This window comes from Psychroserpens luteus (assembly GCF_015319355.1).
Classification (GTDB): domain Bacteria; phylum Bacteroidota; class Bacteroidia; order Flavobacteriales; family Flavobacteriaceae; genus Psychroserpens; species Psychroserpens luteus.
The window spans coordinates 389,756-405,201 of the sequence record NZ_JADILU010000001.1 but is presented as its reverse complement, the minus strand read 5'-3'; the positions used below and the strand labels follow the sequence as shown (position 1 = coordinate 405,201).

Genomic DNA, 15,446 nt, shown 5'->3' with positions numbered 1-15,446 from the left:
GAATATGAATTTAAAACAAAGAGACAAAAAGCACCTGTGGCATCCACTAAAGCAACACCAACTCCATCCAGAAAGCCTTGCCATAGTAAAAGCAAAAGGTTGCATCCTTAAAGATGAAGATGGAAACGAATATATAGATGCAATTTCCTCATGGTACACATCCATGTATGGACATTGCAACGATTACATTATCGAGAAGACCTATAAACAAATGCAGCAACTCGATCAAATCATGTTTAGCGATTTCACACATGAACCTGCAATAACTTTATCTGAAGAGCTCATAAAAATCCTTCCAAAAGGTCAAAACAAGATTTTCTTTAATGATAATGGATCAACAGCTGTAGAAGCTGCTATTAAAATGGCATTGCAATTTCATTTTAATAGCGATGATAAACGCTCTGTTTTTATCGCTTTTGAAAACGGATTTCATGGTGACACTTTTGGAGCCATGAGTGTTTCTGGCTTATCAGTTTATAATGGTCCATTTGAAGAATTCCTAATTGATGTCAAACGAATCCCAACACCAGATGGAACAAATACTGAGCACATTTTAAACCTCTTAAAAGAGTATAGCACACAACATAAAATAGCAGGATTCATCTACGAACCTTTAGTTCAAGGTGCTGCAGGAATGAAAATTCATGATGCTAAGGGTTTAAACAACATTTTATCATTTTGCAAACAACATCAAATCTTAACCATTGCAGATGAAGTCATGACCGGTTTTGGTAAAACAGGACGTTATTTTGCTTCAGATTATATCGAGACCAAACCAGACATTATATGTTTAAGTAAAGCCTTAACAGCAGGATTAATCCCAATGGCAATAACCTCTTGTACGCAAGACATTTACGATGCGTTTTTGAGCAACGACATGGCAAAAGGCTTTTTTCACTGCCATACCTACTCTGCAAATCCAATAGCTTGTGCAACTGCTATTGCTGGAATTGAGCTTTTAATATCTTCGGAAATTCAACAAAATATCAAACACATCTCCAAAGCTCATACAGACTTTGAACTCAAAATTAAAAATCACCCAAAAGTAAAATCAACACGACATATAGGTGTCATTTTCGCATTAGACCTCAACACCAAAATGGAACGTTATGGAGATTTGAGAGATAAGCTTCTTAAATTCTTTATGGATCGAGGTGTGTTTTTAAGACCATTGGGAAATACAATTTATATTCAAGTGCCTTATATTATTTCTTCGGAAGAACTTGAAAAGATTTATCAAGTCATTGAAGAGGCTTTAGAAATCGTTTAATGATATAACTACCCCATCCTGCAAGGTTTCTAAAACCTTGTAGGTATCTACAAAAAAGCAATAATCTTCTAACTCAAACCTACAAGGTTGTAGAAACCTTGTAGGATAGAATTAAAACCTTGCAGAAAGATAAAGCGATATTAATATCTTTGCGCAAAACTATTTTACTTGCAAAACCCAATCTCAATAACCGCAATTTCATCTATTTCCCCTTTAGGTAAAACGCCTGAAGACATTTGGAACAACTACTTAAATGATTCCCATTGTTTTACTGAAAAAGACGGTGCTTTAGTGGCAACATTTCCGAAGAAATTAAAAGCAGAGATAGATCAATTAAGGCAATCTAACATAAAGTATAAATCACTTGATAATTCTGTTTTGTATGCCATTTTTGCTTCAAGACAAGCGATTAAAAACGTAAATTGGAAATCTACTGATAACTTCGGAATCAACATTGGATCCTCAAGAGGTGCAACAGCTCTTTTTGAAACGTATCACGAAGAATTTCTAAAAAATAATAAAGCAGAAACATTAAGCTCACCAACAACAACGTTAGGGAATATCTCGTCTTGGGTTGCTCATGATTTACAAACTCAAGGCCCAGAAATCTCACATTCTATCACCTGCTCTACCGCTTTACATGCGATGCTTAATGGTATTGCATGGATTAATTCTGGTATGTGTGATAAGTTTTTGGTTGGTGGTAGTGAAGCGCCTTTAACTGCATTTACGATTGCACAAATGCAGGCTTTAAAAATATATTCAAGAGCAAATGTTCATTCAAAACAAAGTGAAACATCTCAATACCCAAACCAAGCCCTAAATCCTAACAAAACCGAAAACGCAATGATTCTTGGCGAAGGTGCTGCAATGGCTTGTTTAGAATCTGGAGCAACAAAAAATGCTTTAGCCAAAATCATTGGTATTGGTTATGCTACCGAAATTCTAGAACACAACGCATCACTATCAACAAATGCTACATGTTTTCAACGTTCTATGAAAATGGCTTTAGGTGAATTAAAACCTGAAGATATTGATGTTATCGTCACACATACTCCTGGGACTACAAAAGGTGATCAAGCAGAAATAAATGCGATTTCAACAATTTTTTGTAACAAAACGCCTGCATTGACTACTAATAAGTGGAAGATAGGTCACAGCCTTGGTGCTTCCGGACTTTTAAGTATTGAAATGGCAATTATGATGTTACAGCATCAAAAATTTATTTCGGTGCCTTACTTAAAAACCGAAGCTCCAAAACACATTAAACATATTCTTGTTAATGCTGTTGGATTTGGAGGCAATGCAGTGTCTATTTTACTTTCAAAATAACATTTATAAATAGTGTAAGACATCTTTAAAGGTCTTATATTTCAATATTAATTTTTAATACTCACATAACTATGGAATGGTTTTCTGCTTTAGATGGATTCTCACAATTCTTTTGGGTTATTGCATTCATTGGCTCTGTCATTTTTGTTTTTGTAATCATTACTACATTTCTTGGAATGGATGGTGGAGACGACTTTGATGGTGTAGATTCAGAGATGGATGCTGATGCAGGAATCGGGTTTCAATTCATAACCTTTAAAAACCTCGTTGGTTTCTTTACTATTTTTGGATGGATAGGAATCGCTTGTATTAATGCAGGATTTTCAAAACCTTTAACAGTTGTCATATCGTTATTTTGTGGATTACTAATGATGGCAATAATGGCAGCTATGTTTTATGGCATGCGAAAACTATCAGATAGCGGAACATTACAATATAAAAATGCTATTGGTGCTATTGGTGAAATTTACCTCACTGTTGGTGCAAATCGTGAAAGAATGGGAAAAGTAAGCGTAAGAGTTCAAGGGACTTTAAGAGAACTTGAAGCTTTAACAGATTCGCTTTCAGAATTAAAATCGGGAACCATAATTAAAGTGGTTGATGTCACCAGCAATGGCATCTTAATAGTAGAACAAACAAAAAAAGCAATAGAACCAATTAAAACCAAAACATATGAACTACCTAGTGACACAAAACTTTGATTTAGGCTTTCCTATTGCAGCAGTTGCTGCAATACTTTTCATCTTTGTCTTTTTAATCATCCTTATAAAACGCTACAAGCGTTGTCCATCTGACCGTATTTTAGTGGTCTACGGAAAAGTAGGTGGAGGACAATCGGCAAAATGTATTCATGGTGGAGCAGCCTTTATTGTTCCTGTATTTCAGGATTATGAATTTCTAGATTTAACTCCTATTTCTATTGAGGTTAACTTAGTAAATGCATTGTCTAAACAAAATATTCGTGTAAACGTACCATCACGTTTTACCATTGGTGTCTCTACAGAACCTGGTGTGATGCAAAATGCTGCTGAACGTTTATTAGGTTTAGGCCAAAATGAAATTCAAGATTTAGCGCAAGAAATTATTTTCGGACAATTACGTTTGGTCGTTGCTTCAATGGATATTGAAGAAATTAATAATGATCGTGATAAATTCTTAACTAACATCTCACAAAGTGTTGAAACAGAACTAAAAAAAGTAGGTCTTAAACTAATTAACGTAAACATTACAGATATCGTTGATGAGTCTGGATATATTGAAGCTTTAGGTAAAGAAGCTGCTGCGCATGCTATTAACGCAGCACGTAAATCGGTTGCTGAGAAAACCAGAGATGGTTCTATTGGAGAAGCTAATGCTGTACAAGATGAAAGAACTCAAGTAGCTGCTGCCAATGCAAAAGCTGTAGAAGGAGAAAATACCGCAAAAATCGCAGTTGCAAATTCAGATTCGTTACGTCGTCAACGTGAAGCAGAAGCTGAACGTGTTGCAAACGCTTCAGAAAAAGTACAAAGTGCAAAAGCTTTGCAAGAATCATATGCTGCAGAGCAAGAAGCAGAAACAGCGAGAGCAGAACGTGAGCGTTCATCTCAAATGGCAGATATTATTATTCCTGCGGAAATAGATAAACGCAAAGTTGAGATCGATGCAGAAGCTGAAGCTGAACGTATTAGAAGACGTGCAAAAGGTGAGGCTGATGCAATCCTGTTTAAAGCACAAGCCGAAGCTCAAGGTCAGTTTGAAGTCTTAACAAAACAAGCTGCTGGTATGGAGCAAATCGTTAAAGCTGCTGGAAACTCAAGTCGTGATGCTGTATTATTATTAATTGCAGATAAATTACCAGAATTGGTGAGACTTCAGGCTGAAGCTATCAAAAACATTAAAATTGATAAAGTAACCGTTTGGGATAGTGGCAGTAAAGGCGAAGATGGAAAATCATCTACAGCTAATTTCTTATCAGGAATGTACAAATCTGTTCCACCACTTCAAGAAATGTTTAATATGGCTGGTATGGATTTACCTGAGTATTTAAAAGGCAAAGACAAAGCACAACCAGAAGATGCTAAAGTTCTTCCGAAGAAAAAGGAAGACAATAAGAGCTAATCTAGTTTAGATTATAAAAAATCCGCCAATTGGCGGATTTTTTATTACTCTTTATTTTTATGTATCTATTATCTACATTGAAGAGATTCTTCAGTCATACTTCCTTCTGAATGACAGTAGGCTATTAATTAAAGACTAGTTTTAAAAAAAAATCTAAATGTCATTCATAACGCAGTGAAGAATCTTTTTTATAATACATACCAGCACCTTATATAATTAAGATTCTTCACTGCGTTATGTAATACAAATAGAGTTTAGCAAATTTAGAGACAGACATTTTTCTTTTATATTTACAATAAATTCATCCTTATGACCTCTACATTAAAAGCTTTACTTGTTTTTGCATGTTTCACATGTTCAACGATATATTCCCAAACAGATCCCAACATCTTCGATAAATTCGAATCTAAATTCTATGAGATTAATGGTTACAAAATCAATGTTGAAGTTTTAGGAGAAGGTGATCCAATTTTCTTTTTACCAGGAGGTCCAGGAAATTCACATGATTATATGCAAGGTGCATTTGGTCAGTATTATAAAACCAATACGGTTGTGTTTTTCGATTGGTTGGGTCGTGGCATGAGTGATGATGCAAAAGATGTTAATGAATATAGTGTTGAAGCAGATGTAGAGCTGATTGAAAAACTTCGCAAACTTCTCAAATTTGACAAGATCTCACTTGTTGGTCACTCTTATGGGACTGTTCCTGCACAAGCCTACGCGATAAAATATAAAGACAATGTTGATAAGATGGTTTTAATTAACGGTTTCCATTCTGGAGCTATGTGGCAAGCCAACTGTGATAGCTATAACCATTATGCAAAAACGCATTTTCCTGAGAAATGGGTTGCTGTAGATTCGCTTCGGAAATTAGGATACGTGTCCAGTCAAGAACCATTAAAAACGGTTTATGGAGATTTCCCAACAAAATATATTTACTATCATAATACGACGCTGAGATCAAAAGTTCCGAAGAAAAAGTACAGAGGTTGGGCTGGAGATGTCTACACTACAATTATTGGACGAGATGGTGATTTTGATGTTTCAGGTAGTATGATAAATCAAGACTACAGACAACAATTAAAAGACGTAAAAGCAAAAACTTTAGTTGTTGCTGGTCGTTATGATGGTGTATCTACTCCAGAGTTTGCAGTACAATATAAAACCTTTATGCCTGAGGCTCAGTTTGAAATGTTTGAACAGAGCGGACATAACCCATACCTTGAAGAACCTGAAAAATTTTATGCTCTTTTTGATGAATTTATGGATGTAAAATAAGTATTTTTGACCTTAATAAGACTAACTTTTTACTATGAGTGAGATGAAACATAATTGGACCAAAGAAGACGTATTAGCAATTTATAATAGGCCTTTAATGGATTTGCTTTTTGATGCTGCAACAATACATCGTGAGCATCATGATCCAAATACGGTTCAAGTATCTACATTGTTATCTATAAAAACAGGTGGATGTCCAGAAGATTGTGGCTATTGCCCACAAGCAGCAAGATATCATACCGATATTGAAGGAAACGACCTCATGTCTGTTCAACATGTAAAAGCTCAGGCATTGCGTGCAAAATCATCGGGAAGTTCGCGCGTTTGTATGGGAGCAGCTTGGAGAAATGTAAAAGATGGTGAAGAGTTTGATCAAGTTTTAGAAATGGTGAGAACCATTAATAAACTCGATATGGAAGTGTGTTGTACGTTAGGTATGATTACAGAAAACCAAGCACAACGTTTGGCAGAAGCTGGTTTATACGCTTACAATCACAACTTAGACTCTAGTGAAGAATATTATAAAGAAGTCATCTCTACTCGTGGTTATGAAGACCGTTTAGAAACCATTGATAATGTTAGAAAAACCAATGTAACGGTTTGCTCTGGCGGAATTATTGGTATGGGAGAAAAACCCGAAGATAGAGCAGGCATGTTAGTGGCTTTAGCGACTTTGAACCCGCAACCAGAATCGGTTCCAATAAACGCACTAGTTGCAGTAGAAGGCACACCTCTAGAAGATCAAACACCAGTTTCTATTTGGGATATGGTACGCATGGTGGCTACAACTAGAATTGTGATGCCAGAAACGCAAGTAAGACTTAGTGCAGGACGTACCGAAATGTCTCGCGAAGGTCAAGCCATGTGTTTCTTTGCAGGTGCAAATTCTATTTTTGCTGGTGACAAACTACTCACAACGCCTAATCCAGATGTTGGTGAGGATATGGAAATGTTTAAACTCTTAGGTTTAAATCCACAAAAACCATTCGTTAAAAAGTCGCAACCAGAAACGGTAGAAGCTAATGATTCTCAATATGAAGCTTTAGGAGAAAAACCAAAATGGACGCGTCCAGAGCACAAGATTGAGCGTAACGAAGATGCAAAACAAAAAGCCAAAGTGCTTAGATAAATGAACTTAACTGTTGCTGTAATTTTTATTGTTATTGGAGTTCTTATCAAGAACTTTAAACTTTATTTTTTGATTGCTGGCTACAACACGATGCCAAAAGAAGCACAAGAAAAATATGACATTAAAGGTATTGCAACCGTATTTAGAAATGCGATGTTTGGTATGGCTGCCATCATGATTTTTGGTGTTGCCTTATCACATTGGCTAGATCAACCCGAAATTGAAACCTATTTGTTTTTTGGAGCCATCTGTATTGGCTTGCCTTATCTTTTAATTGTTTCAAATTCTAGTAAATATAAAATTGATAAGCACTAAAAAATAGTCGTTTTTTCTTCGGAAATGTGCTAACTCTAAAACCGTTATCGTATTTTAAACGTATAAACTTTAACAAACAATTAAATCGGTTTCATAACGTTTTCTTAACTTTGAACCCTAAATTTTTCTCGCTTTTGAAACTCAACCTTCAAGATATTCCTCGTGTTAAAAATATTAGCAAAGAGGACTTTATAAAGCACTATTTTAAACCACAGAAACCTGTGGTGATTGAGCAATACATTAAAGATTGGCCTGCGTATACAAAATGGAATCTCGATTACATAAAAGCCATTGCTGGAGATAAAACCGTTCCTTTATATGATGATCGTCCTGTAGATTACAAAGATGGTTTTAATGAGCCTCATACCACAATGAAAATGAGTGAATATGTCGATTTACTCAAAAAAGAACCTACAAAATATCGTATTTTTTTATGGAATGTGTTGAAAGAAATTCCGCAGTTACAAAAAGATTACACTTTTCCCGATTTTGGTTTAAAATTAATGAAGAGTCTCCCAATGCTATTTTTTGGAGGAAGAGATTCTCATACATTCATGCACTATGATATTGACTTAGCCAATATTTTCCATTTTCACTTTGAAGGTAAAAAACAATGCATCTTATTTGACCAAAAGCAAAATGATCATTTATACAAAATCCCACACTCTTTAATTACACGAGAAGATATTGATTTTTCTAATCCAGATTTTGAAAAATGGCCAGCACTCAAAAATGCAGAAGGCTGGGAATGTGAGTTACAACATGGTGAAGTTTTGTACATGCCAGAAGGTTATTGGCATTACATGAAATACATTACTCCTGGATTTTCTATGAGTTTACGAGCTATTGCCAGACATCCCAAGAATTTTAGTAAAGCAGTCTATAATTTATTAATCATGCGCAATTACGATAATCTCATGAGACGTTTAAAAGGTCAAAAGTGGATTGATTGGAAAAACGAGCAAGCCATACTACAAACACATCATAATAAATAAAGCACACAATTAGTTAAGTATAAGAGTTTTTAGCAAAAATACCTATGTATAAAAAACTTATAATATATTTGCACTCTCAAATTTTAGATTCCCATAATGAGAATTTAATAAAACAATAATTTGTAAAAATTAATATAGATGAAAAAAATACTTTTTATTATCGCTCTAGTTTCTGTTTCATTAGTTAATGCACAAGCATTTGAAGGAAAAGGAGATCAAAAGTTTCAGGTTGGAGCTAATATTCAAGATGAAGCAACAGGAATTAACGTGAGTTTTGACTATGGTTTAGGAGAAAATATTTCGATAGGAATTTCTTCATCTTACGCATTAGGTATAGATGACAGATTAGATGCAGATTTTGGAGATCGTTTTGATTTAAAAGCACGTTTCAATGCTAATTTAGGTAACGTTATAAACATTGACGAGAATTTTGATTTCTATCCTGGATTAAGCTTAAGTTTAAAGAACTTTGGTGGTCATGTAGGAGCACGTTATTTCTTTACAGAAGGTTTTGGAGTATATACTGAAGCAACTTTCCCATTAGCAAAATACAGCAATGATAAATTAGATATTGGATATTACATTCATAACCAATTTGCTTTAAATATTGGAGCTGTCTTCAATTTGTAAGCTACAATACACAAAATAATAAAAAAAGCATCTTAAATTTAAGATGCTTTTTTTATGGAATCAACTCTCGAATTTTATCATAAACCAAGTGACTTTCCCAGCCTCTGTAAAACAAGTAGTCTGCTAATTTTTTTCTTTTCTTTTGATGGTTGGACTCCCTAATCGTTTCTACCTTTTTTTCGGCTAGCGCATTAAATGTTTCTATGTAATCATCATCAGATATCTCCCTTAAAGCAATAGTAATGATTGTTTTACTAATATCCTTTCGCTTTAATTCTAATGTAATACGTTGCCTTCCCCATTTTTTTATTCTGAATTTACCTCTCACAAAAGCTTGAGCAAAACGCTCTTCATTTAAAAAATTATGCTGCAATAAATGCACTATAATTTGATCTCTAGCTTCAGGAATCATTCTCATATCATATAATTTTTGAGACACCTCTTTATGACAACGCTCTTGATAGGCACAATAGCTTTCTAAACGTTTTCTCGCTTCGTCTACGGTATATGTTTTTTGTGGATTCATCGTGTAAAAATATAACAATTTGTTAATAAATGCTCAGCCTCAAAGCGCTCATTTATAAGTAATTTTGCTTAAATTAGCACGTTTGTGTTTCTTGATTAATGCAAATTAATTTTTTAATTACTCCCTATGAAAAAAAATTACTCCCTAATCTTAATGGCATTTCTATGCTTTGTTTTGTCTAGTTATGGGCAAATTGATGATTTTAATGATGGTAACTTTTCCGCAAATCCTGTTTGGTCAGGCGATACTTCTGATTTCTCTGCTTTAACTAACGCAACTATTCCTAGTGGATCTGCAGCAACAGATGGAAATTTTTTAGGATCTGACGCGTCTTCTGGAAGTGTTGCTTTAACAACACCATCAACAGAAGTCTCAGAATGGCAATTTTCTTTAGGTTCAGGTAGCTTTAGCCCTTCATCTGGTAATGCTTTTGGAGTGGTATTAATGTCTAATATAGCTGTGACTGGTAATATAACCGGAAGTTCATGGAATGGCTACTACTTAAGAATTGGCACCAATGGATCTGGTGATCGAATTGAACTTTGGAGAAAGAACGGTAATAGTTTTGGCCTCAAAGTAGGTGATTTCCCTAGTAGTCCATCAGTATCATCAGCAATACCAAATGGCCTAAATATTCGTATTACTCGAAGTGCTTTGGGTGAATTTGAATTGTTTTATTCTACAGGTTTTACGTATGCTTTAACTCCAACTGTATCAGCAGGTACTTTAACAAATAATGACATAACGACTTCAAGTTTTTTTGGAATATATACAAAATTCGCGAACCCAAGCAGCTCAAGAAGGTTATATATGGACAATATTGTTTTAGGTGTAATTCCATCATGCACACCACCAACTGATCCTATTGGAACTATATCTGGTGTAACACCTTCGTGTACTAACACCACCTTATCTTATGTTTTTGATGCGACAGAACCAATTAGTGGTGCTGAATACTATTGGCAAACAACTGCATCAGGAACCTCAACTGCAAACAATGCAACAGGAACATTCAATGCGACTGCAACAGGAACATATTATGTGAGAACATTTTTAACAGCAACATCATGTTGGTCTACAGGAGCAGAAAGTTATGCTGTTGTTATTAATACAGCACCAATAATTTCTGGACAACCTGCAAATGCAGCACAGGTGATTCCAAACACTGCTACATTTACAGTTACAGCTACTGGTTCTCCAACACCAACATACCAATGGCAAGTTTCTACAAATGGAGGTGGTGCATGGGCAAATGTTTCAGGTGGTACAGGAGCAACAACAAACTCATATACAACAGGAGCAACAACTGCTGCAATGCATAATAATCAATACCGTTGTGTAGTTACCAATACTTGTGGTTTTGTAAATTCTAATGCTGCTATATTGACGCTTACCAATACTGCAACTAGTAATGTTACAGGTATTGAAGGATGTTTTGATGATGATAGTATTACATTAAATTGGACTGCTCCAGGAACTGGTACACCAACTGGCTATATGATTTTTGCTTTAGATGGAGGAACAGATCCTACAGGGACAAAAACAGATGCTAATACGTATACAGCTAATTCAGATTTTTCTGCAGCAACTACTGTAACTCCTGCGAGTTTAGGTCGCGTTGTTTATAAAGGAACTGCAACTACTGCAACAGTAACCGGTATAGTAGAAGATAACAACTATTCTTTTACCGTGTACTCTTACGTAGGAGAAACATTGACAGGATGGTCAAATGGAGGAACCGCAGGAAGCACAGTAACTAATGGAACTGCACAAGGTGACGTAAGTAATTTAGTTGCTACACCTTTAACAAACCAAGTGAATTTATCTTGGAATAACCCATTACCAACCTCTTGTTTTGATCAATTAATCATTGTAGCAAATGAAGGTGCTGTAGTTTTTACACCTACTGGAACATATCCAAATACAGATGTAAATTATTCTACACCAAACTCAATAATGTACTCAACCACTTCAACTATTAGTTCTAAAGCCTTAAACGGTTTTACTAATGGTACTAATTATTGCTTTAAAGTATTTATACGAAGAGGTGCAAATTGGTCTGAAGGTGTTGAAGTTTGTGCTGTACCATCTTTGACTTATTGTACTTCTAATGGAAATGGAGGAGATGGCTATTTTACTTTAATAAATAATGTAGAGTTTAATACTATTAATAATCCTTCTCCAGTAACTACAGATAATGCTTATTCAGATTACACATCAATTTCAACAGATGTTGTTCTTGGAGAAACTTATAATCTTGATGTTCGTGTAGAAACAGATGGTGCTTTTACAACGACTGCTAGAGCTTGGATAGATTGGAATAACAACGGAACTTTTGAAGCTAGTGAACAATATGAATTAGGAAATGCATATAATGCAATTGATGGGTCAACAGATGGTAGTCCTTTAGCTATAGAAGTACCAACCAATGCAGCTATAGCAGCTACAAGAATGCGTATTTCAAATCGATATGATACAGCAGCTTCAACAGCTTGTCAAACTGGTTTTGATGGAGAAGTAGAAGATTACACCATAAATATCATACAACCAGTAAATGCTGAAATGAATATTAAAGGAAATAACATTTCTATTGCAAATGGATTTAATGCACCTTATGGTTTAAACAATACGTTATTTGGAGCTCAAGATGTTTCAACAACCAGTGCTTACAAAAGTTATTTTGTAGAAAATATTGGTGCAACAACACTAAATTTAACAGGAGCTCCTAGAGTAGAAATTATTGGTACAAATCCTGGAGATTTCACTGTAACACTTCAACCTGCAGCAACAGTTGGTTCTTTATCTAACTCAGAATTTAGAATTGTGTTTTCACCAACAGCAGATGGTACAAGAACTGCTACAGTGAGAATTTTAAATTCAGATAGTGACGAGAATCCATACGAATTTGACATTCAAGGAAATGCTGTTTGCTCAACTATTTTAACGAGTTCTATGTGGCCAACAGAAGGTCCAGAAAACACAGAAGTGACTATTACATCTGCAAATAATTTAACTGGTGCTACTGCAACAATTAATGGAGATGCTATGACAATTGTTTCTTCTAGCGCAACAGAATTGGTGGTTTTAGTTCCTGCTGGTGCTATTAGCGGTAATTTAGAAGTATTGTTCTCAACGGGATGTTCTTCTTCAAACGCATTTACTGTTATTGACAATGTCATTGGAGGTTGTGAAACTGCTGCTGCTTCTACTGTACCTACAGATTTATTTATTAGTGAAATATCTGATGCTTCTAGTGGAAGCTCTTCACTAATAGAAATATTTAATGGTACTGCAAGTACAATCAACTTATCTAATTACAGCATTAGAATTTTTAATAACGGTAACGCAGCGCCATCAACAACATCAAATCTTACCGGTAGTTTAGCTCCTGGCGAACTTCATGTTATAAGTATTGGGACTACATCTTGTGATTTATACGGAAATGGATTAAATGGAGCTTTACCAGACCAATCATTTAATAGTGCTGGAGGTATTAATTTTGATAATAATAGCTCTGATGCGATACAATTATTTAATGGAGGAACTCCTATTGATTCATTTGGAGTCATTGGAAGTTCAACTTGGGCAAATGGATTAGGTATTAATGGAGATGGTGTAAATTATAGAAGACAAAATACTGCTGCAACGTTGCCTACCACAACTTTTGATATCACAGAATGGGATGAATTTGATTGGACTACTTGTGGTGATTCAGATTACAGTGATTTTGGTCTTTATGATTTCTCACTTGGTATACCTCCTAGTGTATCTATTTTAAGTGCTCCTAATTTTAGTTGTGCATCTTCAACATTGTTGTCTGTTACAGGTACAGAAGGTGTTCCTTCTGGATTTGGCTTGGTTTACCAATGGTATTATTTAGCTCCAAATGCAACAACTTTTGTTGTCGTACCTAACAATGCTGATTTTAATGGTGAAACTACAGCAACATTGGAGATTGTAAATAACTTACCATATAATGAATATCAATTTTACTGTCAAGTAAGAGAGAATACCGCAACGTGTTATACAGCAAGTAATGCTGTTAAACTTTTTGCAGAAGGTGCTCTTTGGGATGGAGTGTCATGGTCTACACCTCCTACTATTGATAAAATTGCTATTATAGATGGTGATTATGATACAAGTGTTACTACAAATGGAGAAACGAGTTTTGAAGCCTGTCAATTAATCGTAAATACAGGAAGCGAATTAACTATTGCTAATAATACTTTTGTTGTTGTACAAAACAATCTTTCGGTTAATGGAGATATCATTGTTAGAACAGATGGTTCATTTGTACAGGTTGACGATTTAGCAACTGTTGATGGAGATGTATTAACTACTAGAAATAAAATTTCGGTAGAAAAAGAAACTGCATTTATGGCCACCTATCAAGAATACACCTATTGGAGTTCTCCAGTAGTAGGTGAACTTATAAACGATGGTCTTGCAGAAGCTTCTACTAACAGACGTTTTTGGTATAATGGTCAAAATTATTTGGATGCAACCCAGGAAAACATGAACGATGATGCTACCAATACTGGTCAAGATGATATTGATGATGATGCTAATGATTGGCAGTATGCAGCTGGAACAGATGTAATGATTCCTGGAGTTGGTTATGCATCTACTCATAATAGCACTGGTTTTATACCTGCACAGTATTTATATATTTTTGAAGGTCCTTTTAATAATGGCGTTGTTAATGCACCTATTTATAGAAATGATTCTGAAACGAATGATAACAACTGGAACTTTATTGGGAACCCTTACCCATCTGCAATTGATGCAGATTTGTTTTTAACTGCCAATGCTAGTATTGATCAAAATGTTAATGCTACAAATGGTGCCATCTACTTTTGGTCTCACAACACTGCAGCCAATGGTAATACTAATGGTAATGAAAACTTGAATTATACGCAAAGTGATTATGCGATTATCAATGGCTCTGGAGCAGTTGCTGGTGGTGATGGTGTAATCCCAACGAGACACATTCCTTCTGGACAAGGATTCTTTGTCTCTATGGATAACGCGTCTAGTGCTACAGTTGTTAGTGGTTCAATAAGAACAACAGATGTAGTGTTTAATAATAGTATGAGAGTTACAGGAAATAACAATCAGTTCTTTAGAACGTCTAACTTTCCTCAATTTGATAAGATCCGTTTGAATTTAACTTCAGATAATGGAATCTTTAACCAAATTCTTGTTGGATATGTTGATGGAGCAACCAACGATGATGATGGGACTTATTATGATGCTCAAAAAAATCTTTCAGCTAACGCACAATCAATTATTTATTCACTTTTAGATAATGATAGCAGTACTAAATTTGCTATTCAAGGGAAGTCTCCTAGTGACCTTTCAGCTGAAGAAATCATTCCTTTAGGATTTTACACATCAATTGAGACTGCTACACTTTACGAATTCTCAATTGTAGATTTAGAAGGTGAATTCATGAATAACAATACCGTGTATCTTAAGGATAACTTTATGAATATCATACATGACTTAAGTACTAATGATTATACGTTTACTTCGGAAACTGGAGAATTTAACGACCGTTTTGAAATTGTTTTCAAACCAGAAGCGCTTTCAGTCAATGAGAATGAGTTATCTCCTAACGATTTAACTATAATTGAACTAGGTAGTGGAGATGTGGAATTTTCCGTAGGAAAAAATATGACGATTGAAGCTGTTGAAATCTTGGATGTATTGGGTAGAACGATTTACAAACTGAGAGGTCAAAACAGTACAGAGACTTATAATTTATCTAATTTGAGCCAAGCGACTTACATTGCCAGAGTAAAACTTTCTAATGGACAAACCATTACTAAGAAGGCGGTAAAAATGAATTAATATAGTTTAAACCTATAA

At 35.0% G+C, this 15,446-nt stretch carries 11 protein-coding genes; 10 read left to right on the top strand and 1 reads right to left on the bottom strand.

Features of this window, described 5'->3' with window-relative positions:
• Window positions 1-4 precede the first annotated feature (4 nt).
• The 9 genes from bioA (at window position 5) to IM744_RS01765 (ending at window position 9,049) form a co-directional block, all read left to right on the top strand.
• Entirely contained in the window at window positions 5-1,270 is a 1,266-nt protein-coding gene (gene bioA, locus IM744_RS01805; protein WP_194506369.1) for an adenosylmethionine--8-amino-7-oxononanoate transaminase, read from the top strand.
• A 168-nt stretch (window positions 1,271-1,438) separates the two neighbouring features.
• The gene (locus IM744_RS01800; RefSeq protein ID WP_194506368.1) at window positions 1,439-2,602 is read left to right on the top strand and encodes a beta-ketoacyl synthase N-terminal-like domain-containing protein; all 1,164 of its coding nucleotides are present in this window, start codon (window positions 1,439-1,441) and stop codon (window positions 2,600-2,602) included.
• 71 nt (window positions 2,603-2,673) lie between these two features.
• Window positions 2,674-3,303: a hypothetical protein gene (locus IM744_RS01795; RefSeq protein WP_194506367.1), complete on the top strand. Its 630-nt coding sequence runs from the start codon at window positions 2,674-2,676 to the stop codon at window positions 3,301-3,303.
• Window positions 3,275-4,702 carry a flotillin family protein gene (locus IM744_RS01790; protein WP_194506366.1) on the top strand — a complete coding sequence of 476 codons (1,428 nt, stop codon included), beginning with the start codon at window positions 3,275-3,277 and terminating at the stop codon, window positions 4,700-4,702. Before IM744_RS01795 ends, IM744_RS01790 begins: the two co-directional genes overlap by 29 nt.
• A 309-nt stretch (window positions 4,703-5,011) precedes the next feature.
• Complete coding sequence (locus IM744_RS01785) at window positions 5,012-5,980, top strand: alpha/beta fold hydrolase (RefSeq protein WP_194506365.1); 969 nt, start codon at window positions 5,012-5,014, stop codon at window positions 5,978-5,980.
• 34 nt (window positions 5,981-6,014) lie between these two features.
• The gene (gene bioB, locus IM744_RS01780) at window positions 6,015-7,109 is read left to right on the top strand and encodes a biotin synthase BioB (protein WP_194506364.1); all 1,095 of its coding nucleotides are present in this window, start codon (window positions 6,015-6,017) and stop codon (window positions 7,107-7,109) included.
• Window positions 7,110-7,424 carry a DUF3784 domain-containing protein gene (locus tag IM744_RS01775; protein ID WP_194506363.1) on the top strand — a complete coding sequence of 105 codons (315 nt, stop codon included), beginning with the start codon at window positions 7,110-7,112 and terminating at the stop codon, window positions 7,422-7,424.
• Between the two features lie 134 nt (window positions 7,425-7,558).
• Window positions 7,559-8,419 (top strand): cupin-like domain-containing protein, encoded by an 861-nt coding sequence (locus tag IM744_RS01770; protein WP_194506362.1) that lies wholly within the window; start codon window positions 7,559-7,561, stop codon window positions 8,417-8,419.
• A 138-nt stretch (window positions 8,420-8,557) separates the two neighbouring features.
• Window positions 8,558-9,049: a DUF6646 family protein gene (locus tag IM744_RS01765; RefSeq protein WP_194506361.1), complete on the top strand. Its 492-nt coding sequence runs from the start codon at window positions 8,558-8,560 to the stop codon at window positions 9,047-9,049.
• A 52-nt stretch (window positions 9,050-9,101) separates the two neighbouring features.
• Here IM744_RS01765 and IM744_RS01760 read toward each other — a convergent pair whose 3' ends face one another.
• Window positions 9,102-9,575, bottom strand: coding sequence for a regulatory protein RecX (locus IM744_RS01760; RefSeq protein WP_194506360.1), 474 nt, complete (start codon window positions 9,573-9,575; stop codon window positions 9,102-9,104).
• A 126-nt stretch (window positions 9,576-9,701) separates the two neighbouring features.
• On the opposite strand from IM744_RS01760, the gene IM744_RS01755 reads away from it, so the two are divergent.
• Window positions 9,702-15,428 (top strand): GEVED domain-containing protein, encoded by a 5,727-nt coding sequence (locus tag IM744_RS01755; protein ID WP_194506359.1) that lies wholly within the window; start codon window positions 9,702-9,704, stop codon window positions 15,426-15,428.
• Window positions 15,429-15,446: the final 18 nt, after the last annotated feature.

Bases quoted from the DNA above. Each gene is read 5' to 3' on its own strand.
- IM744_RS01785 (WP_194506365.1), top strand. From the start codon at position 5,012: ATGACCTCTACATTAAAAGCTTTACTTGTTTTTGCATGTTTCACATGT.
- IM744_RS01790 (WP_194506366.1), top strand. From the start codon at position 3,275: ATGAACTACCTAGTGACACAAAACTTTGATTTAGGCTTTCCTATTGCA.
- IM744_RS01760 (WP_194506360.1), bottom strand. From the start codon at position 9,575: ATGAATCCACAAAAAACATATACCGTAGACGAAGCGAGAAAACGTTTA.
- IM744_RS01765 (WP_194506361.1), top strand. From the start codon at position 8,558: ATGAAAAAAATACTTTTTATTATCGCTCTAGTTTCTGTTTCATTAGTT.
- IM744_RS01775 (WP_194506363.1), top strand. From the start codon at position 7,110: ATGAACTTAACTGTTGCTGTAATTTTTATTGTTATTGGAGTTCTTATC.
- IM744_RS01755 (WP_194506359.1), top strand. From the start codon at position 9,702: ATGAAAAAAAATTACTCCCTAATCTTAATGGCATTTCTATGCTTTGTT.
- IM744_RS01795 (WP_194506367.1), top strand. From the start codon at position 2,674: ATGGAATGGTTTTCTGCTTTAGATGGATTCTCACAATTCTTTTGGGTT.
- bioA (WP_194506369.1), top strand. From the start codon at position 5: ATGAATTTAAAACAAAGAGACAAAAAGCACCTGTGGCATCCACTAAAG.
- bioB (WP_194506364.1), top strand. From the start codon at position 6,015: ATGAGTGAGATGAAACATAATTGGACCAAAGAAGACGTATTAGCAATT.